General features: G+C 63.2%; 18 protein-coding genes and 1 tRNA gene. 7 read left to right on the top strand and 12 right to left on the bottom strand.

Translation table 11 applies throughout. The annotated features are described in order from the left end of the window. Nucleotides 1-82 precede the first annotated feature (82 nt). The 6 genes from IG169_RS03535 to IG169_RS03510 form a co-directional block, all read right to left on the bottom strand. Nucleotides 83-1,012: an electron transfer flavoprotein subunit alpha/FixB family protein gene (locus tag IG169_RS03535; RefSeq protein WP_193174773.1), complete on the bottom strand. Its 930-nt coding sequence runs from the start codon at nucleotides 1,010-1,012 to the stop codon at nucleotides 83-85. A 150-nt stretch (nucleotides 1,013-1,162) separates the two neighbouring features. Then, nucleotides 1,163-1,912 (bottom strand): electron transfer flavoprotein subunit beta/FixA family protein, encoded by a 750-nt coding sequence (locus tag IG169_RS03530; protein ID WP_193174772.1) that lies wholly within the window; start codon nucleotides 1,910-1,912, stop codon nucleotides 1,163-1,165. 205 nt (nucleotides 1,913-2,117) lie between these two features. Next, on the bottom strand, nucleotides 2,118-2,894 hold the full coding sequence (locus IG169_RS03525; protein ID WP_193174771.1) for a rhomboid family intramembrane serine protease: 777 nt from the start codon (nucleotides 2,892-2,894) through the stop codon (nucleotides 2,118-2,120). A gap of 29 nt (nucleotides 2,895-2,923) precedes the next feature. Then, a complete protein-coding gene (locus IG169_RS03520; protein WP_193174770.1) occupies nucleotides 2,924-3,511 on the bottom strand; it encodes a cob(I)yrinic acid a,c-diamide adenosyltransferase in 588 nt (195 codons plus the stop codon). Between the two features lie 9 nt (nucleotides 3,512-3,520). Further along, nucleotides 3,521-3,724, bottom strand: a complete 204-nt coding sequence (locus tag IG169_RS03515) for a twin transmembrane helix small protein (RefSeq protein ID WP_193174769.1) — start codon at nucleotides 3,722-3,724, stop codon at nucleotides 3,521-3,523. 42 nt (nucleotides 3,725-3,766) lie between these two features. Next, entirely contained in the window at nucleotides 3,767-4,600 is an 834-nt protein-coding gene (locus IG169_RS03510; protein ID WP_193174768.1) for an SDR family NAD(P)-dependent oxidoreductase, read from the bottom strand. 77 nt (nucleotides 4,601-4,677) lie between these two features. Between IG169_RS03510 and IG169_RS03505 the strand changes: the two genes are divergently transcribed. Beyond that, nucleotides 4,678-5,556: a YihY/virulence factor BrkB family protein gene (locus IG169_RS03505; RefSeq protein WP_193174767.1), complete on the top strand. Its 879-nt coding sequence runs from the start codon at nucleotides 4,678-4,680 to the stop codon at nucleotides 5,554-5,556. Nucleotides 5,557-5,663: 107 nt separating this feature from the next. Next, the gene (locus tag IG169_RS03500) at nucleotides 5,664-5,957 is read left to right on the top strand and encodes a hypothetical protein (RefSeq protein WP_193174766.1); all 294 of its coding nucleotides are present in this window, start codon (nucleotides 5,664-5,666) and stop codon (nucleotides 5,955-5,957) included. Nucleotides 5,958-6,058: 101 nt separating this feature from the next. Here IG169_RS03500 and gluQRS read toward each other — a convergent pair whose 3' ends face one another. Beyond that, nucleotides 6,059-6,922 (bottom strand): tRNA glutamyl-Q(34) synthetase GluQRS, encoded by an 864-nt coding sequence (gene gluQRS, locus IG169_RS03495; RefSeq protein WP_193174765.1) that lies wholly within the window; start codon nucleotides 6,920-6,922, stop codon nucleotides 6,059-6,061. 68 nt (nucleotides 6,923-6,990) lie between these two features. Between gluQRS and IG169_RS03490 the strand changes: the two genes are divergently transcribed. Beyond that, nucleotides 6,991-7,641, top strand: a complete 651-nt coding sequence (locus IG169_RS03490; protein ID WP_193174764.1) for a DNA-3-methyladenine glycosylase family protein — start codon at nucleotides 6,991-6,993, stop codon at nucleotides 7,639-7,641. 132 nt (nucleotides 7,642-7,773) lie between these two features. Beyond that, nucleotides 7,774-8,331 carry an HNH endonuclease gene (locus IG169_RS03485; protein WP_193174763.1) on the top strand — a complete coding sequence of 186 codons (558 nt, stop codon included), beginning with the start codon at nucleotides 7,774-7,776 and terminating at the stop codon, nucleotides 8,329-8,331. Between the two features lie 31 nt (nucleotides 8,332-8,362). Here the strand turns inward: IG169_RS03485 and IG169_RS03480 are convergent, their stop codons facing one another. Beyond that, nucleotides 8,363-8,884, bottom strand: a complete 522-nt coding sequence (locus IG169_RS03480) for a disulfide bond formation protein B (protein WP_193174762.1) — start codon at nucleotides 8,882-8,884, stop codon at nucleotides 8,363-8,365. 14 nt (nucleotides 8,885-8,898) lie between these two features. Further along, the gene (locus tag IG169_RS03475; RefSeq protein ID WP_193174792.1) at nucleotides 8,899-9,480 is read right to left on the bottom strand and encodes a YqaA family protein; all 582 of its coding nucleotides are present in this window, start codon (nucleotides 9,478-9,480) and stop codon (nucleotides 8,899-8,901) included. Nucleotides 9,481-9,664: 184 nt separating this feature from the next. On the opposite strand from IG169_RS03475, the gene IG169_RS03470 reads away from it, so the two are divergent. The 3 genes from IG169_RS03470 (at nucleotide 9,665) to IG169_RS03460 (ending at nucleotide 12,673) form a co-directional block, all read left to right on the top strand. Then, nucleotides 9,665-9,749: transfer RNA gene (locus tag IG169_RS03470), tRNA-Leu, on the top strand. Between the two features lie 452 nt (nucleotides 9,750-10,201). Beyond that, nucleotides 10,202-10,876: a hypothetical protein gene (locus tag IG169_RS03465; RefSeq protein ID WP_210325835.1), complete on the top strand. Its 675-nt coding sequence runs from the start codon at nucleotides 10,202-10,204 to the stop codon at nucleotides 10,874-10,876. A 147-nt stretch (nucleotides 10,877-11,023) separates the two neighbouring features. Then, nucleotides 11,024-12,673, top strand: coding sequence for an acyl-CoA synthetase (locus IG169_RS03460; RefSeq protein ID WP_193174761.1), 1,650 nt, complete (start codon nucleotides 11,024-11,026; stop codon nucleotides 12,671-12,673). Here IG169_RS03460 and IG169_RS03455 read toward each other — a convergent pair. From IG169_RS03455 to secA, 3 genes are all read right to left on the bottom strand, one after another. Next, nucleotides 12,670-13,944 carry a GNAT family N-acetyltransferase gene (locus IG169_RS03455; RefSeq protein WP_193174760.1) on the bottom strand — a complete coding sequence of 425 codons (1,275 nt, stop codon included), beginning with the start codon at nucleotides 13,942-13,944 and terminating at the stop codon, nucleotides 12,670-12,672. The genes IG169_RS03460 and IG169_RS03455 overlap by 4 nt on opposite strands. Then, nucleotides 13,944-15,353 (bottom strand): lipopolysaccharide biosynthesis protein, encoded by a 1,410-nt coding sequence (locus IG169_RS03450; RefSeq protein ID WP_246717095.1) that lies wholly within the window; start codon nucleotides 15,351-15,353, stop codon nucleotides 13,944-13,946. Before IG169_RS03450 ends, IG169_RS03455 begins: the two co-directional genes overlap by 1 nt. Nucleotides 15,354-15,433: 80 nt before the next feature. Then, nucleotides 15,434-18,298 carry a preprotein translocase subunit SecA gene (gene secA / locus IG169_RS03445; protein ID WP_193174759.1) on the bottom strand — a complete coding sequence of 955 codons (2,865 nt, stop codon included), beginning with the start codon at nucleotides 18,296-18,298 and terminating at the stop codon, nucleotides 15,434-15,436. Between the last annotated feature and the right edge of the window lie 119 nt (nucleotides 18,299-18,417).

Genomic DNA, 18,417 nt, shown 5'->3' with positions numbered 1-18,417 from the left:
GGCGAACGGCTAAAGCCGCAGACGGAACGAAAAAAAAGCCGCCGGAAATTCCGGCGGCTTTTTCGATTCTCTGTCGATGCCCCTACAGCGCCTTCTCCAACTCCGGCAGGACCTCGAACAGATCTGCCACGAGGCCGTAATCGGCGACCTGGAAGATCGGCGCTTCCTCGTCCTTGTTGATCGCGACGATCACCTTGGAGTCCTTCATGCCGGCCAGATGCTGGATCGCGCCCGAGATGCCGCAGGCGATGTAGAGATCCGGGGCGACCACCTTGCCGGTCTGGCCGACCTGCCAGTCGTTGGGAGCGTATCCCGCATCGACCGCCGCGCGGCTCGCGCCGACGGCGGCACCGAGCTTGTCGGCGACCGGCAGGATCACTTCCTGGAACTTCTCCGAGGAACCAAGCGCGCGGCCGCCCGAGATGATGATCTTGGCCGAGGTGAGTTCCGGACGGTCGCCACCCGACAGTTCCGTCGAGACGAAGGAGGACAGGCCCGGATCGGCAGGCGCGGAGATGGTCTCGACCGAGGCCGAGCCGCCCGTGCCGGCGCTCTGGAACGAGGCCGTGCGCACGGTGATCACCTTCTTCGGATCGGTCGCCTGCACCGTCTGGATCGCGTTACCGGCATAGATCGGCCGCTTGAACGTGTCGGCGGAGACCACCTCGACGATCTCGGAGACCTGCATCACGTCGAGCAGGGCAGCGACACGCGGCATGATGTTCTTGCCGTTGGTCGTCGCCGCGGCGACGATCGCGTCGTAGTCGCCGGCCAGCGACACGATCAGCGCCGCCATCGGTTCGGCGAGCTGCTGTTCCAGCGAGGCGTCGTCGGCGAGCAGCACTTTCTTCGCGCCGTCCAGCTTGGCGGCTTCGTCGGCCGCCGGCCTGGCATTGTGGCCCGCGACCAGCACATGCACGTCGCCGCCCATCGCGCTTGCCGCGCTCATCGCCTTGGCGGTCTGGTCGGACAGGGTTGCGTTGTCGTGTTCGGCAATCAGGAGAATGGCCATGTGTTTATCCTTTGATTTGCTCCGTCCCGGAAACCTGTCAGGCCCTGCCGAAAATGGCGGGATGCGAGAACCGGAGCGGAGCGTACTTGTGGTACGTGAGCACCGGAAGCGCAGCGGCGCGCCATTTGCAGGCGGGCCTCACGGGTTTCCCTAGAGGACGCCTGCTTCGTTCTTCAGCTTGTCGACCAGTTCGGCGACATCGGCGACCTTGACGCCGGCCTTGCGGCCCTCCGGCTCCTCGGTCTTCAGCACCTTCAGGCGCGGCGACGCATCGACGCCGTAGTCGCCGGGCGCCTTCTCGTCGAGCGGCTTCTTCTTCGCCTTCATGATGTTCGGCAGCGACGCGTAGCGCGGCTGGTTCAGGCGCAGGTCGGTGGTGACGATCGCCGGCATCTTGATCTCGATCGTCTGCAACCCGCCATCGATCTCGCGCGTCACCTTGGCGGTGTCGCCCTCGATGACGATCTTGGAGGCAAACGTGCCCTGGCTCCAGCCGAGCAGCGCCGCCAGCATCTGGCCGGTCTGGTTGGCGTCGTCGTCGATCGCCTGCTTGCCGAGGATCACCAGCCCGGGCTGCTCCTCGTCGACCACGCCCTTCAGGATCTTGGCGACGGCGAGCGGTTCGACCAGGTCGTCGACCTTGACCAGGATGCCGCGGTCGGCGCCCATGGCGAGCGCGGTGCGGATCGTCTCCTGCGCCTGTTGCGGGCCGATCGAAACCGCGACGATCTCGGTGACCGTGCCCGCTTCCTTCAGCCGGATCGCCTCTTCAACGGCGATCTCGTCGAACGGGTTCATGCTCATCTTCACATTGGCAAGCTCGACGCCCGAACCGTCACCCTTCACGCGGATCTTCACGTTGTAATCCACGACCCGCTTTACAGGCACCAATACCTTCATTGCAGACAACTCCCGTGTTTGTTGCCGTCACCAATACGGAGACGGCGAATGCGCCGCTAGCGCAAACTCGACATTTCCCGTCGGCAGGTGAATGCCGTTTTCTCGATTGCTGGGCAACCCCGCGATGCCCAAACTGTGAAAATTTTGCATCGCAATAATTGACGTTTACGTACACGTCAACTCTTCATGCGCGTTATGCGACCCTTCACCCACGGCCCCAGGGCACGCTTTCGGGCTTTGCCGCAGAGTCAGGCAACGGCGGCGGTTGGGCGATTTCCACGGCATCCGGAAGCACGATCGCGCGATCGAACAGCGGCACGCCCCGCCGTTTCAAGAGAAAGACGAGAACCGCACCGGCCGCAAAACCGCCGACATGCGCGCCCCAGGACACCTGCTCCTCGGGAAACATGAACACCGCCGCCAACTGGTAGGCGATCCAGAAAAGAAGCGGCACTGCCGCTGGAAGCCGAAGCGGAATCCGCCCGAATGCCAGCACCCAGATGCGAACCTTCGGATGCAGGATTAGATAGGCGCCGATAACGCCGGATATCGCTCCCGACGCACCGATCAGCGGCGCAGTCGACGCCGGCTGCAGAAAACCGTGCGCCAGCGCTCCGGCCACGGCGCAAAGCAGGTAGAAGACGAGATAACGGAAATGCCCGAGCGCATCCTCGACATTGTCCCCGAACACCCAGAGAAACAGCATGTTGGATGCCAGATGCATGAAGTCGTTGTGCAGGAACGCATAGGAAATGAGGGAGAACTCCTCCGGGATCACCATGCGTCCCGCCGGCAGTTCCACGAAATCGTTTACGACGGCGGGAATGTAGCCGAAGGAAAACACGGCCGCCTCGAAGGCGCCCGATACGAGGTCGAGATTGACCGCGAGGAAGACCAGCACATTGATGCCGATCAGCGCCAGCGTCACATATTGCAGCCGGATATGCTTGAGATTGTTGGCGTCATGCAGGGGAATGAACATGTCTCGCCGCTGCCTCCCCTGCCCCGAGGCTACGCCTGGCGGTTGCCGCCGGGCACCCACAACACGTCGTTGGCGCCGCCGTCATTGACGGCGCGCGCCGCGACGAACAGGAGGTCCGACACCCGGTTGATGTATTTCAGCGCGTCGCTGCTGACATGCTCGCCCGGCTTTTCAGCCAGTTCCACCATCAGCCGTTCCGCGCGGCGCGACACGGTGCGCGCGAGATGGAGTGCGGCCGCCGCCGGCGTTCCGCCGGGCAGGATGAACGACCTGAGCGGCGACAGCGCTGCGTTGAGCGCGTCGATATCGGTCTCGATCCGCGAAACCTGGCTGGCCACGATGCGGAGCGGTTCATGGGCCGGCAGTTCTTCGGTTTCGGGCGTCGCGAGGTCGGCGCCGAGATCGAACAGGTCGTTCTGGATGCGCGCCAGCATCGCGTCGACATCCGCATGCGCATTGGCGGTATGCACGCGCGCCATGCCGATGCAGGCATTCGCCTCGTCGACCGTGCCGTAGGCGGCGACGCGCAGATCGTATTTGAAACGCCGCTCGCCGGTGCCGAGCCCGGTCGTGCCGTCATCGCCCGTCTTGGTGTAGATCTTGTTCAGGACGACCATGCGATCGACCTAGCCGGCGCCGTTCGAGCGCGCGATATAGATGCCGATCACGATCACGACGACGGCGATGAACTGCAGGAAGACGCGCAGCTGCATCATCTTGTTGGAAAAGTTCCCGTCGCCGTTGCGCATCAGGTTGCGCAGGCCGACCAGCAGCACCGCAACCACGGCCACCATGATGATGAGAGCGAAGAAGAAAAAACCGCCAGACATGTAATCCCTGTTCCGTCGAATTCTTTTGCAGTGCTACCTAAACTAGCTTCGAGCCGCTGCAAGTCGATAGAAAAAGCTCGCCGGCAGAAGCCATTTTCCCAGGACCGCGATGCGCGCTTGCGGCGTCACCAGATAATGCGGCCTGGGACGGGCCGCGTTCAGTGCGTGCCGCAACGACTTGTAGACCCAGCCTGCGGCGCGTCCGCCATCGTCGGGCGTACCGCCGGTTTCCAGTTCCGCGATCCGTTTCGCATAGGCTTGCGCGTGCACGCTGTTCTCCATGTCGATATATTTGCGTGCGTAAGCCAGTGCGTTCTGCGCGATCATCGAGGGAACGGGCCCCGGCTCGATCAGCGAAACATGGACGCCGCTGCCCGCAAGTTCCATGCGTTGGACCGTCATAAGGCCTTCGAGCGCATATTTCGATGCGACATAGGCGCCGCGAACCGGTGCGGGAACGAGCCCCAGAATCGACGAGAGATGCACGATCCGTCCCCGCCCCTGCCGCCGCATGACCGGGACGGCCATCTGCGTCAGTTCGTGCCAGCCGAAGAAATTCGCGTCGAATTGCTCGCGCAACGCCGCGATCGGCAGATCCTCCACCGCGCCGGGCTGGCTGTAGGCGCCGTTGTTGACAAGCGCATCCAGTCCGCCGCCGGTCTCGGCCATCACCGCATCGAACGTCGCGCGGATCGAGTCCGGTTCGCGGTAATCGAGATAGAATGTCGTGAACCCCTTGCTTTTCAGATCGTTGATATCGCGATCCTTGCGCGCGGTCGCGAACACGCGATAACCATCGTCGCGCAGTCGATTTGCGCAATACCGGCCAATTCCCGTGGAACACCCGGTTATGAGGATTGAAGAATTGTGTGCCATTCTGGTCCGGTGGAACTTACATGCGAAGGAGGGCTTTCCCATATTCGATTCCGCATGGCAACGCGGCCGGTAACCGCATGATCAGGACGATCGTCATCCTCAAGCGGATATCCCAGGACGCTTTCGGCCACTTCAACGCGACCGACGGTTGGGCGCTGGCAAGCCATGTCGCGTTGTCGGCCCTGCTCGCGATTTTCCCTTTCCTGATCTTTGCGACGACGCTGGCCGGCTTTCTCGGCGCCGACCGCTTCGCCGAGACCGCTGTCCATCTCGTCTTCGACACCTGGCCGGAACGCATCGCCTCGCCGATCGCCCGCGAGGTCGAGAACGTGCTCACCGTGCAACGCGGCGGACTGCTGACCATATCCGTCGTCGCTGCCGCATTTTTCGCCTCCAACGGCGTCGAGGCGCTGCGTGTCGCGCTGAACCGGGCTTACCGCGTGGAAGAAACGCGATCGATTATCAAGATCCGCCTGCAAAGCCTCGGCTTCGTGATCATCGCGACATTCGTTTTCATGGCGATCAGCTTCCTGCTTGTCCTCGCCCCGCTCGCCTTCCGCATTGCCCGGCAATGGATGCCAGGCATCGAGGCCTTGTCGATCTCGATCGCCTTCTGGCGCTTCGCGGTCGCCCTGATCGTTCTCGTGGCTGGCCTTTTCGTCGCCCACAAATGGCTTCCCAACGGCAAGCGCAGTTTCGCGTCGCTCGTCCCCGGCATCGCCTTGACGATTGCCGCCTGGGTTCTCGGCGCCATGCTGTTTGCGACCTATCTGGAAAGCTTCGCCAACTATGTGACGACCTATGCCGGCCTCGCCTCTATCATGATCGCGCTGGTCTTTCTTTACATCATCGCCGCGATCTTCATCCTCGGCGCGGAGGTCAACGCAGCCATCATCCGCTACCGTGAGGCGCGCGCCTTCGTGTCGAAACCCCCGGCAACCCGCCGCGGACGTTAGACAATAATCAACACGGAAGCTGCAATTTTAACGGATTTGCTAACAGGCGCTTAACATGCGCCCGTGTATTAACGAAGTGTGAACGCGACTGATGGGCGGAGGTTAACATGTTCGCCAGTATAGATACCACCACGCTCCTGATCACGGGACTCTTGGTTTCGGCAGGTGCGTATTTCATGGCCTCGGCAATGGACGGAGTCATGGGCAGTGACGGCTTCGGCACGGTTCCGAACATGGTCATATTGATCGCCGGTTCTTTCGTCGGTCTCTATGCATTCGAATACCTGCATCTGCCGGCTTACGACGCAACATCTCAGGCAATCGCCGGCATAACCGGGGCATTCGCATGCCTCGCATTCCTGGCGACGCTCAAATCGCTGGCAAATCGCTTCGGCTACTGACCGGCGCCGCAAATCCCTACCGCACGCGCCCGTTTCGCAAGGACCGGGCGCGTGTTTCTTTTCGGCGGCGCTTTGCGCGGACACGCGCCCGCTGAGACAACCTAGTCGTCCAGCCCGATCATCCGCCTTATGTCACGCGGCGTCGCCCCCGCCTCGCGCAACGCCTTGAGGCTCGTGTCGCGGTTGCTCTTCGACAGTTTCCGCCCGTCTTCGGTCACCACCAGATCGTGATGGAAATAATGCGGGCGTGAAAGCCCGAGCAGTTCCTGCAACACGACATGGACCGAAGTGGCGTGAAACAGGTCGCGCCCGCGCACGACATGGGTGACGCCCTGCAGCGCATCATCGACGACGACGGAAAGATTGTAACTGGTCGGCGTGTCGCGCCGCGCCAGGATGACATCGCCCCACCGTTCCGGGGCGGCTTCGATCACGCCGGTTTCGCCGTCCGGGCCGCTGCCTTCCTCGTCCCATGCCTGCGGCGCGCGAACGCGTTCGGCGGCCCGCCGCGCATCGAGCCGCAGCACGTAAGGCGCGTCATCGTCGCCGGTTTCGTGCGATCCGCCGGGATAGACCGGCGCTCCGTCCGGATCGCGCGGCCAGGCGCCCGTCTCGTTCTCGTGCGCCTCGACGCGCCGGCGGATCTCCGACCGGCTGAGATAGGCCCGGTAGACGAGACCGTCCGCTTCGAGACTGTCCAGCGCCGCGCGGTACTCCGCGAAATGTTCCGATTGCCGCCTGATCTCGCCATCCCAGGAAATGCCGAGCCATTCCAGATCGTCCACAATGCCGCGCTCGAGCGCTGGCGAGCAGCGCTCGGTGTCGATATCCTCCATGCGCAGGAGAAATCGCCCGCCCGATTCCCGCGCCATCTCGAAATTCAGAATAGCGGAATAGGCATGGCCGAGATGAAGCGCCCCGTTCGGGCTCGGTGCAAAACGGAAAACGGGCCGGTTGTCTGTCATGGAGGCGCTCATCGGCATGGATGGCAGGTTGGATGGATCGAAAGTTAAGTAGAAACGCAGACGCGGCGATGCAACCGGCTGGCGCAATCGCGACGATGGAAGACATCGAACGCGGCCTCTTCTATCTGCGCCGTGCCGATCCGCGGCTGGCCGATATCATCGCGCAATCGGGCGAGGTTCCGCTGCGCCGCTCCGAACCGGGCTTCGCCAGCCTCGCCTCGATCATCGTCTCGCAGCAAGTATCCAAACAGAGCGCCGATGCCATCTGGCAACGCCTGGTCACCCTGATCGATCCGCTCGATCCGGCCTCTTATCTGGCGGGCGGCGAGGACGCCTGGCGCGCCGCCGGACTGTCGCGGCCGAAACAGCGCACGCTCATTGCCGTGAGCGAGGCGGTTCTGGAGAACCGGCTCGACCTTGACCGCATGTGCCGCATCGACGGCGAGTCCGCGCTGGCGCAAATGACGGCGATCAGGGGAATCGGCCCTTGGACGGCCGAGGTCTATCTCCTGTTTGCCGCCGGGCATCCCGACATCTTCCCGGCCGGCGACGTCGCGCTGCAGAGCGCCGTCGCCGACGCCTTCGGCCTCGATGCGCGCCCGGGCGACCGCGAACTGCGCCGTCTGGCCGAATCATGGGCGCCCTGGCGAGGCGTCGCGGCACGGCTTTTCTGGGCTTTCTACGCCGCGCGGCGTGGCAGAAACGTCGCACCGCAATAATTCGGGCCATGCAAATAATTGAAAATCATGAATTTTCTCAAACGTGCCGCTTTATCAGGCAACGCTTCACAAGGATGTCACAACGCGCTTAGTATATGGCAACAAACCAATCGTGATGCGAAGAGGTGAGCCTTGACGATTGCGGTTTCGCCGGACAGCCTTCCGGCGCTTGTACTAAATGCGGACTACCGCCCGCTAAGCTATTATCCCTTGTCGCTCTGGTCCTGGCAGGACGCGATCAAGGCGGTCTTTCTTGACCGTGTGAATATCGTCGCCGAATACGAACACGAGGTCTCCTCGCCATCGTTTGCGATGCGGCTGCCGAGCGTGGTCTGCCTGAAGGCCTACGTCAAACCGGCGACCTATCCGGCCTTCACGCGCTTCAACGTCTTCCTGCGTGACAAGTTCCAGTGCCAGTATTGCGGCTCACCGGACGACCTGACTTTCGATCACCTCGTTCCGCGCCGCTTCGGTGGTCAGACGACGTGGGACAACATCGTCACCGCCTGCTCGCCCTGCAACTTGCGCAAGGGCGGCAAGATGCCCCGCGATTCGGGCATGCGGCCGCACCAGATGCCGTTCCATCCGACCGTGCACGACCTGCACAACAATGGCCGAAGTTTTCCGCCCAATCACCTGCACGAAAGCTGGATGGATTACCTTTACTGGGATGTCGAGCTGGAGCCTTGATCGGGGTCTCCGGCGTTTTTGTTTTCGCGTCTCAGCGTTTCGACGGCCCGAACGCGGCCCGGTAGGCGATCGCCGCCAGCCCGAGGCTTGCCAGCACGTTCCATCCGGCAAATGACAGCCTCAGGAACCGACCCGCCGCTTCGTCGCAGGACGGCGGCTTCATCGTGTCGAGCGCGCCGAGAAGACCGCCGGCATCGGTAAGGATGCCGCTGGTTGCCGAGGTGCTGCAGTCCGCCGGCCCCGCCCACCAGTGCCACTCGACGCCGGAATGATAGATCCCGAGATAAAGCCCGTAGGTCATCAGCAGGCCGACGATGAGAAGCAGGCCGCGCACGATGACCGGCCGCCACCCGAGCGCGGCGCCGGCAAGCGCCACCAGCGCCACCGGCACGCCGGCGTAATAGGGGATGCGCTGTTCGAGGCAGAGCTTGCAGGGAATGAAGCCGCCGATATGCTCGAATCCGAGCGCCGTTCCGACAACAGCGGCCATCGCTACCGCGAGGAATGCTGCTCCGATCAGCTGCAATCGGCCGGTTCCGCTCGTCAATGTCATGAGAAGTCCCTCAGCTAGAACAGGAAGCGCACGGCGGCAAAGCCGCCGATCAGCAAGATCATGAAAAGGGTGAAAAGAAGGCCGAGCCGCTTTTCGATGAAATCGCGGATCGGCGCACCGAAGGCATAAAGCAGGCCGGACACGATGAAGAACCGCAGCCCGCGCGACACGATCGAGGCGATGATGAAGATCGGCAGGTTGAGGCCGGCCGCGCCCGACGCGATCGTGATCACCTTGTAGGGGAAAGGCGTCAGGCCGGCGATCGCCACGAACCACCAGCCCCAGGCGTTGAAAATCGCGCGAAACTGGTCGAACCGGTCCAGATAGCCGTAGAACGAGAGGATCGGCTCGGCGACCTGCTCGTAGAGGAACATCCCGATCCCGTATCCGAGCAACGCGCCGGCGATCGAGAAGACGGTGCAGATCAGCGCATAGCGAACCCATTTCGCCCGCTCCGACAGGACCATCGGAATGAGGATCACGTCGGGGGGAATCGGAAAGACCGAGCTCTCGACGAACGAGACGAGCGCAAGCATGCGTTCGGCATGGCGCGTCGCGGCCAGGTTCATGGTCCAGTCGTAAAGCCTGCGAATGATGCTCATCCGGTTCTCGATCCTTGCGTCGTCCGCAATGCCATAGGTCGGCATGCGCGAATGCGCAATTGATGCGGCGCCCCTTTGCCGCGAAAACTTGACGCTGCGTGCGCATCGCTTGCCGCTTGACGGCCACGGCAGCGGAACGCTAGACGACATTCGCTACCGAAACACGATGCTTCGACAGGCCCCTCTGGCGGAATTGGTAGACGCGCGGGATTCAAAATCCCGTTCCTTCGGGAGTGCCGGTTCGATTCCGGCGGGGGGCACCATTTTCCCGACTTCTCTGACCGCAAGACTGACCGGCAATCCGGCGGGGAACCGACGGCCTGGCGAATCCGGACGACCTCGCGGTACGGCGGCATCTGACGAACGCCCGAAGCCATAGCGAAGGGCCGGCGCAATAGCGCATTCTGGAGTACCCCCACCCTTCATCCCTCCCCACAAGGGGGAGGGAGGTCGCTGGCATCTCGCCAATCCTCCAGTTTTCAACCCGGCTCTGATGTCTGTTCTGCCCGATGGTTGTGCGGACGCGCCGGCCTGGATGTCTTCCCTCCCCCTTGTGGGGAGGGATACAGGGTGGGGGTCGTCGCGAAGCGACAAACAGAAAACTCCCTGAAAACGCGATTTTATTCCGAATATGCGGGTTTTTCATTCCGGACTTATCCAACCCGCAGAAACTGCCCTTACCCTTCTCCCGCCCGAGACGTGGAGAAGAAGGCGGATGATCAACTGGGACAAGGCGATTGCCCGCAACCGCGAGGCGCTTCTGCGCATCGTCGCGGCGCTGTTCGCCATGGCCGGTCTGGCCGAGGGAGAAACACTCGCCACCCTGCCGCGCCATCTGCGCAACCACATCCTGCGTATCCTGCGCCCCGCCGAAGCCGCCGTCCGGCGTCTCGTCATCATCGCCGCGCGGAACCTTGTTGTGGTTGTGAAACCGCGCCGGCCCACCATCACCACACCATCCAGCACAACAACCACAACAGGCAATCCCGCCGCCGTCCCGGCGCTCCCCCTCATCGATTCCCTGAAGCGTTTCGAAATCCGCCCGCGGAGACGCCGCGCCCGGTCCTTCCCGCGCATCACCTTCATCGGCCTGACCGAGCCGACACCGATTCCCGACAACTGGATCCCCTCGCCCGACGACGAGATCGACGCCGCGTCGCTCGGCCGCCGGCTGGTCGCGCTGAAGCGCGCGCTCGACGAAATCGACGGTCACGCGAAGCGTTTCGCCCGCTGGCGGGCACGGCGAGACCTCGGCCGCACCGGACGCTTCCACCCGATGCGTCCGGGCCGGCCGCCAGGCTACCGCAAGCGGGCCTTTCACGAGGTCGACGACGTGTTGAGGGAATGCCATGCGCTGGCGCATGACGCGCAGCGGCTGGATACGTCGTGAGCCCTGGCGGCCGTCTTCCGGTTTCCCGAAAACCCGGCCCCGACAAGGGGCGCGGCGGCGTCTGCGCGCGCCCGGGAGACCGGCAAACGGCCGGGTGCAAATCGCAATTCGCTTGACTGATTTCCGGAACAATGCATCACGTTTCCCATGCTGCCTGCCGATCCCGTTTCCTATGACGACCTGATTTCCCGCTTCCGCTGGGACATTCCGAAATCCTTCAATATCGGCGTCGCCTGTTCCGACGCCCCGGCCGCAAGAACGCCGGACAGGCCGGCGATCGTCGACTGGTCGGACGACGCGCCGGAAACGCTGACATTCGGCGAACTGGCGGAAAAATCGGACCGCCTCGCTTCCTCGCTCGCAAGCCTTGGCATCGACCGCGGCGACCGCGTGGCGATCCTGCTGCCGCAGGGCTTCGAGACCGCGATCGCCCACATGGCGGTCTACAAGCTCGGCGCCATCGCCGTGCCGATGGCGATGCAGTTCGGCCCGGATGCAATCGCCTACCGGCTCGCCCTGTCCGGCGCGAAGGCGCTTTTCCTCGACGCGAGCGGCAAGGAAAAACTCGACGCCGCCGATGCGAAATTCCCGGACCTCGCCACCATCGTCTGCGTCGGCGGCCTCGACGGCACGGAGGATTTCGACCGGCTCGTTGCCGCCGGTTCGCCCGGCTTCACCGCCGCGGACACCGGACCGGACGATCCCGCGCTGATGATTTTCACCTCCGGCACGACCGGCCAGCCGAAGGGCGCGCTTCATGCCCAGCGCGTGCTTCTCGGCCACCTGCCCTGTGTCGAAACCCATCACGAATTCCTGCCGCGCGAAGGCGACCTGTTGTGGACGCCCGCCGACTGGGCCTGGGCTGGCGGCCTGTTGAATGTCCTGCTTCCGGGCCTCTATTTCGGCGTGCCGGTCGTTGCCGCGCGCGCGCCGCGATTCGAACCGGACTGGGCCCTGGCGCTGATGCAGAAGGCGGGCGTGCGCAACACGTTCCTGCCGCCGACCGCGCTCCGGATGCTGGCGACGCTCGGCGACGGCGCGCAGCGCTACAAGCTGAACCTGCGCACGATCGGCTCCGGCGGCGAGGCGCTCGGACGCGAGACGCTTGCCTGGTGCCGCGACACCTTCGGCCTGACGGTCAACGAGTTCTACGGCCAGACGGAGTGCAATCTCGTCCTGTCGGCCTGCAATGCGCTCGGCGTCGTCCGGCCCGGCTCCATGGGCAAGCCGGTCGCCGGCCACCGCGTCGCCGTCATCGACGATCGAGGCAACGAACTGCCGGCCGGCGAACAGGGTCAGATTGCCGTGCATCGCCCGGACCCGGTGATGTTCCTCGAATACTGGCGCAATCCCGAAGCGACGGAAAAGAAATTCATCGGCGACTGGATGCTGACCGGCGACCAGGGCATTCGCGACGAGGACGGCTATTTCTTCTTTGTCGGCCGCGACGATGACGTGATTTCCTCGGCCGGATACCGCATCGGCCCCGGCGAAATCGAGGATTGCCTCGTCAGTCACTCCGACGTGGCGCTTGCCGCCGTCGTCGGCAAGCCCGACGCGATCCGCGGCCAGCTGGTCAAGGCCTATGTCGTGCTCCGGGCGGGCGCGGCGCCGTCGCCCGAACTCAAGGCCGAAATCCAGGCCTTCGTGAAGCAGCGTCTTTCCGCCCATGAATATCCGCGCGAGATCGATTTCGTCGACGAAATGCCCCTGACGACGACCGGCAAGGTCATTCGCCGCATCTTCCGCCAGCAGGCGGAAGCCGAAGCCGGCAGGGAGCCGGGCGAGAAAGCCTAGCTGCTGCGGATCAGGTGGCGCAGGCGGTCGCGTACCGTCCTCGCCGCATTGCGCGTCGAGCGGTAAAGCTCCAGCTGCGACATCACCTGGCGCGCCTCGCGATCCATGTTCGGCCGCAGGCCGATCACCAGCGTCGCAAATTCGCGCCGCTCCGACCACAGCCGCGCCATCACCGGATGGTCCTCGACCGCGCAACTGTCGGTGAGCTGGATGTTCGGGTCGTCGAGATGGGTTGCGGTAACCTGCATGATCAGCAGCGTGCCCGGCGAATACTGGGCGAAGCCCTCGTCATAGGTCGTCTTCCACGTCCAGGCGTGGCCGGACTGCACGAAGACGATGAGCGAGGCGATCACCCGTCCGTCGAGCTTGAAGGAATGGATGCGGCAAAGGTCGCGCTCGGCGAGATTGTTGACGGCCTCGCGCGCGAAGGCTGCGCGGAAACGGTCGGCCGCAAGCGATGTCCGCTGCCGCCCCTTCCAGCCGGCGTTTTCGAGCAGCAGGAATTCCTCCAGCGCCATGCGCACATCTGCTGGACTGCGCGCGATCTCGTATTCGAACTCGCCCGACGCCTCGAGCTGCCGGCGCAACCGGCCGAAATTGCGGCGGCTGTGACTGCGGATATTGTCCTTGAAATAGTCGACGCTGTCTTTTTCGCTTTTCAGGAACGGCCGCTGCACGGACGCGGTGGACAGAACCGGCAGGCCGCGCCCGATCGCCACGCCGCGCAGCGCCGTGATCGTCACGCTGTCCATCATGATGTCCGGCAGAACGAGTATTTTCGGCAGCGCCACGTTGTCGTCCGCCAGCGTGGCGAGCAGGTCGTCGAGAATGCGCGAAGCCTCGCGGCGCTCCACGATCGGAATGCCATAGGGTCCTATCGGATTGGCCCAGGCCCGAATCACGTCGGGGCCGACGGCAAATCCGGACTTTTCGACCGAAAACGGCATCAAAAAACGGGTTTCGGCCTCTTCCTTCGCCCCGTCCTGCAGCAGCATCAGCCGGACCTGGCGGTCGTCAAGGCGCGGCATCGCCGGGACAAGGAAGCGCGGCGTGAAGAAGATGTTCGGTTCCAGCGCATAGTCGGTGACGCGGTCGATATCCTCCAGGATGTCGAATCCGCTGTCGGCCGGATAGACGACAAGCCGGCGGTCGCCCTTGGAAAGCCGGCTCGTCTGCGGAGGCGTGAAATCGGGAAGATCGCCGACGATACCGGACAGCATGAATGACCCGGCGAGCGGCACGCTTTGTTCGATGACCGGCAAGGCTTCCATCACGCCGCCCCCGTTATCGATTTCGGCGAAAACACGAACATCACGACACCGATCCGGCGATAGGCCATGAACAGGAGAAGCCCCGCTTCGACGAGCGTCGCGCCGGCATTGGCCGTCGCCGCGCCCATAAGCCCGTAGGCCGGGATCAGGATCAGGTTCAGCGCAACATTCACGGCGAGGACAGCTCCGAAGATCGTGGCGCAGATATTTTGATTACCGGTCATGTTGAGCAGGCTTTCCACCGGCCCGACGCTCGCCCGTACGACGACGCCGGCCACAAGGACGAACAGCAACGGATAACCTTCGACAAAAGCCTCGCCGAAAAGCGACAGCAGGAAGCGCCCGAAGACGAGTACAGCGAGGCCGATCAACAGCGATGGCCAGAAGGTCCAGCCCACCGTTTGACGCGCGAAATCACGCAATTCGGCACGATCCTCGAGGCCCGTGCGCGCGGCGAATTGCTGCGCGACGCCAGCCTTGACCGCAAAGAAGACGAAATGCACCAGCGCGATGATCTTCACCGTGGCGAAATAGACCCCGACGTCCTCCGGCGGCCGGAAGATGCCGACCATGAGCACGTCGGCATTGGTCAGGAGGAAGAAGAAGCCTTCGACCAGGAAAATCGGCAATGCGACCTTCGCCCAGAGGACGAATTCCGTTTGGCGCGGGCCGGCCGGATAGGTCGCGTCGAGATTTCGCGTAACGACGAAAAGCTGCATCACCGTCGTCGAATAGGTGGCGAGCACCGCCGCGATGACCGCCGTCATGGCGGAAGCCTCGAAGCCGAGGCCATGCGCGATCCCCAGATAGGCAAGCACGAGGAACGGCCGGACGATATAAGTCGGCGTCAGCGCGCGAACCGGCCAGTTGTTGGCCCGGGCCGTTCCGTCCAGCACATCGCCGAGCGCCACCATCGGCAGGCACGTGAAAGCCAGCACGAAAGGCAGCAGGTAGTAGGATTTGATCGCGTCGGAGAAGAACCAGACCGCACCGGCGCCGACAGCGGCTACAATCGTAGCCGAAGCGAGAACGAACAGCCGGCTCGTCAAGAGGATCCCGCGCAGACGCTCGAGGTCCCCGGTTTTTCGATAAAGCGGCAGAAAACGGATCAGGGCAGTCTGGAAACCGAGACACGACAGGCTGCCCAGAATGACCATTGCCGTCCAGACGAAGACGTAGATGCCGTAGTCGAAGGTGCCGATCCAGCGCGCCATCACCACTTGCGAAAGGAAGGCGATACCCGCGCTGACGATGCGGATCGCGAATGCGATGAGCGAGATCCGCTGGGCGACGGCCGTCTCGTCGGCGCCGCTCCACATCAGGTCGAATCTGCGCGCGAGCGGCATCACCCGCTCGAAGATCGGGGCCGACAGCAGGTTTTCGGCTGTTTCGACTGCTGAAAATCGCAAGGCGATGTGTTCCGCTATCCGTCAGATTCGCTATCGAAATAGCGCAACGGATTTAAGAAAGCGTTCGCCTTGCGCGCGGATCAGGCCGTTGTCGCGAAAGCCCCGTGGCAATGCTTGAATTTCTTGCCGGAACCGCACGGACACGCCTCGTTGCGGCCGACCTTGCCCCATGTCGACGGATCGTTGGGATCGCGGTCTTCCGCCGCAACCTGGCCGGTCGCGATGGCCGAGCCGTATTCTGCTTCGGCCGCGATGAATTCGTCGTCGCCGGTCGTCGCGTCGGTGTGATGGGCCTCCATCGTCGGCAATTCCGGCGGCGGCGCATCGGCCTGCTCGCGGACGATCTCGACGCGCATCAGCTGTGCCGTAACCGCCTGGCGCAGATTGGCGAGCATCGCCTGGAACAGCTCGAAGCTTTCCTGCTTGTATTCCTGCAGCGGGTCGCGCTGCGCATAGCCGCGGAAACCGATGACCGAACGCAGATGGTCGAGATTGACCAGGTGCTCGCGCCAAAGCGTATCGAGCGTCTGCAGCAGGATCGACTTCTCGACATAATCGGTGATTTCGGGACCGAAGCGCTCCGCCCGGTCGGCCGCGGCCTTGTCCGCCGCGTCGCGCAACCGCTCCAGGATGTCGTCCTCGGCGATCCCCTCTTCGGCGGCCCACTCATCGACCGGAAGATCGAGATTGAGCAACGCGACCGTCGATTCCTTCAGGCCCGCCACATCCCACTGGTCGGCATAGGCACGTTCCGGAATGTGCTTGGTGACGATACCCTCGACGACCTCGTGGCGCATTTCGGTGACCGTGTCCGACAGCCCGGTGCCGTCCATCAGTTCCTTGCGCTGTTCGAAGACGACCTTGCGCTGGTCGTTCATCACGTCGTCGTATTTCAGCAGGTTCTTGCGGATGTCGAAGTTACGCGCCTCGACCTTCTTTTGCGCCTTTTCCAGCGCCTTGTTGATCCAGGGGTGGATGATCGCCTCGCCGTCCTTCAGGCCGAGTTTCTGCAGCATGCCGTCCATCCGGTCGGAGCCGAAGATGCGCATCAGGTCGTCCTGCAGCGAGAGGAAGAATTTCGAGCGGCCGGGGTCGCCCTGGCGGCCGGAACGGCCGCGCAACTGGTTGTCGATGCGCCGGCTTTCGTGCCGCTCGGTGGCGAGTACATAGAGGCCGCCGGCGGCAAGCGCCTGCTGCTTGAGCCGTTCGATATCGGCCTCGATCTCGGCGATGCGGCGATCGCGCTCCTCGCCTTCGGGCATGTCCGCGAGATCCGCCTCGATGCGCATTTCGAGATTGCCGCCGAGCTTGATGTCAGTACCGCGGCCAGCCATGTTGGTGGCGATCGTGACGGCGCCCGGTACGCCCGCCTGGGCGACGATGAAGGCCTCGCGCTCGTGCTGGCGTGCGTTCAGCACCTCGTGCGTGACGCCCCCCGCCTTGATGGCCGGGTCGAGGCTCGCGAGAGTGGTTTCCAGATGTTCGCGCAGTTCCGGCTCCTTGCCCTCCTTGATGGCGTCGAGGCGGCCCTGGATCGATTGGCGAATCTGTTTGAGTTGCTTGGTATCGCTCAGGATCGAGGACAAAATTTCCGACTTCTCGATCGAGGTCGTGCCGACGAGAACCGGCTGTCCCTTCTGCTGGCTGGCGATGATATCCATCACCACGGCGACGTATTTTTCCTCGACCGTGCGATAAACCTCATCATCCTCGTCGAGACGCTGGATGGGAAGATTGGTCGGGATCTCGGCGACATCGAGGTCGTAGATGTTGCCGAATTCCTCGGCTTCGGTCGATGCCGTGCCGGTCATGCCGGCAAGCTTGTCATACATGCGGAAATAGTTCTGGAAGGTCACCGAGGCCAGCGTCTGGTTTTCCGGCTGGATCGCGACATGTTCCTTGGCTTCGAGCGCCTGGTGCAGGCCTTCCGAATAGCGGCGACCCGGCATCTGGCGACCGGTGAATTCGTCGATGATGACGATTTCGTCGTTCTTGACGATGTAATCCTTGTCACGCTGGAAAAGCTTGTGCGCCTTCAGCGCGTTGTTGACGTGATGGACGATGGCGACGTTCTCGACGTCGTAAAGGTTCTCGCCCTTCAGCAGGCCGGCCTCCTCCAGCATCCGCTCCAGCTTCTCGGTGCCTTCCTCGGTAAAGGTCGCCGAACGCTGCTTCTCGTCGATCTCGTAATCTTCCGCAGCGAGCATCGGAACGAACTTGTCGATCGCGATATAGAGTTCGGACTTGTCGTCGAGCGGACCCGAGATGATCAGCGGCGTGCGCGCTTCGTCGATCAGGATGGAGTCGACCTCGTCGACGATCGCGTAGACGTGTTCGCGCTGTACCATCTGCGCGCGCTCGTATTTCATGTTGTCGCGCAGATAGTCGAAACCGAGTTCGTTGTTGGTGGCGTAGGTGACGTCGCAGTCATAGGCCGCCTTGCGCTCGCCGTCGTCAAGGCCATGCACGATGACGCCGACGGTAAGCCCGAGGAATCTATAGAGCTGGCCCATCCACTCGGCATCGCGCTGGGCGAGATAATCGTTGACCGTGACGACATGGACGCCGCGCCCGGCCAGAGCGTTCAGGTAGACCGGAAGGGTCGCGACCAGCGTCTTGCCTTCACCCGTCTTCATCTCGGCGATCGAGCCCTCATGCAGCACCATGCCGCCGATCAGCTGCACATCGAAAGGCCGCATGCCGAGCGCCCGCTTGGCGCCCTCGCGTGCGACCGCGAAGGCCGGAACGAGGAGATCGTCGAGGGTTTTGCCGTCCTGCAACTGGGCGCGGAACTCCGCGGTTTTTGCGCGCAGCTCGTCATCGCTCAGCGCCTCCATTTCGCTTTCCAGCGCATTGATGGCGGCAACCTTGGGATGCAGCGACTTCAGACGACGATCATTGACGGAACCGAAAATCTTGCGGGCTAGGCCGCCGAACTTGACCATGTAAATGGTCCTCTCTCTAAGGCTGGCCGCAACAAATCCGGCGGCCCTTTTAAAACGTGTTGGCGTCTATCTTGCTGGGCTACTTCGCCCGGCTTTCCCGCTTTTCGGAGGTGGACGCG

It is taken from the genome of Oricola nitratireducens (assembly GCF_014904745.1).
Lineage (GTDB): Bacteria > Pseudomonadota > Alphaproteobacteria > Rhizobiales > Rhizobiaceae > Oricola > Oricola nitratireducens.
Note: the sequence above shows the minus strand (reverse complement) of the source record. Positions and strands in the feature narration are given on the sequence as shown.

What these genes read in the sequence shown, in the direction of transcription:
- IG169_RS03535 (WP_193174773.1), bottom strand. Translation starts at nt 1,012, where the DNA reads ATGGCCATTCTCCTGATTGCCGAACACGACAACGCAACCCTGTCCGAC.
- IG169_RS03530 (WP_193174772.1), bottom strand. Translation starts at nt 1,912, where the DNA reads ATGAAGGTATTGGTGCCTGTAAAGCGGGTCGTGGATTACAACGTGAAG.
- IG169_RS03525 (WP_193174771.1), bottom strand. Translation starts at nt 2,894, where the DNA reads ATGTTCATTCCCCTGCATGACGCCAACAATCTCAAGCATATCCGGCTG.
- IG169_RS03520 (WP_193174770.1), bottom strand. Translation starts at nt 3,511, where the DNA reads ATGGTCGTCCTGAACAAGATCTACACCAAGACGGGCGATGACGGCACG.
- IG169_RS03515 (WP_193174769.1), bottom strand. Translation starts at nt 3,724, where the DNA reads ATGTCTGGCGGTTTTTTCTTCTTCGCTCTCATCATCATGGTGGCCGTG.
- IG169_RS03510 (WP_193174768.1), bottom strand. Translation starts at nt 4,600, where the DNA reads ATGGCACACAATTCTTCAATCCTCATAACCGGGTGTTCCACGGGAATT.
- IG169_RS03505 (WP_193174767.1), top strand. Translation starts at nt 4,678, where the DNA reads ATGATCAGGACGATCGTCATCCTCAAGCGGATATCCCAGGACGCTTTC.
- IG169_RS03500 (WP_193174766.1), top strand. Translation starts at nt 5,664, where the DNA reads ATGTTCGCCAGTATAGATACCACCACGCTCCTGATCACGGGACTCTTG.
- gluQRS (WP_193174765.1), bottom strand. Translation starts at nt 6,922, where the DNA reads ATGACAGACAACCGGCCCGTTTTCCGTTTTGCACCGAGCCCGAACGGG.
- IG169_RS03490 (WP_193174764.1), top strand. Translation starts at nt 6,991, where the DNA reads ATGCAACCGGCTGGCGCAATCGCGACGATGGAAGACATCGAACGCGGC.
- IG169_RS03480 (WP_193174762.1), bottom strand. Translation starts at nt 8,884, where the DNA reads ATGACATTGACGAGCGGAACCGGCCGATTGCAGCTGATCGGAGCAGCA.
- IG169_RS03465 (WP_210325835.1), top strand. Translation starts at nt 10,202, where the DNA reads ATGATCAACTGGGACAAGGCGATTGCCCGCAACCGCGAGGCGCTTCTG.
- IG169_RS03460 (WP_193174761.1), top strand. Translation starts at nt 11,024, where the DNA reads ATGCTGCCTGCCGATCCCGTTTCCTATGACGACCTGATTTCCCGCTTC.
- IG169_RS03455 (WP_193174760.1), bottom strand. Translation starts at nt 13,944, where the DNA reads ATGGAAGCCTTGCCGGTCATCGAACAAAGCGTGCCGCTCGCCGGGTCA.
- secA (WP_193174759.1), bottom strand. Translation starts at nt 18,298, where the DNA reads ATGGTCAAGTTCGGCGGCCTAGCCCGCAAGATTTTCGGTTCCGTCAAT.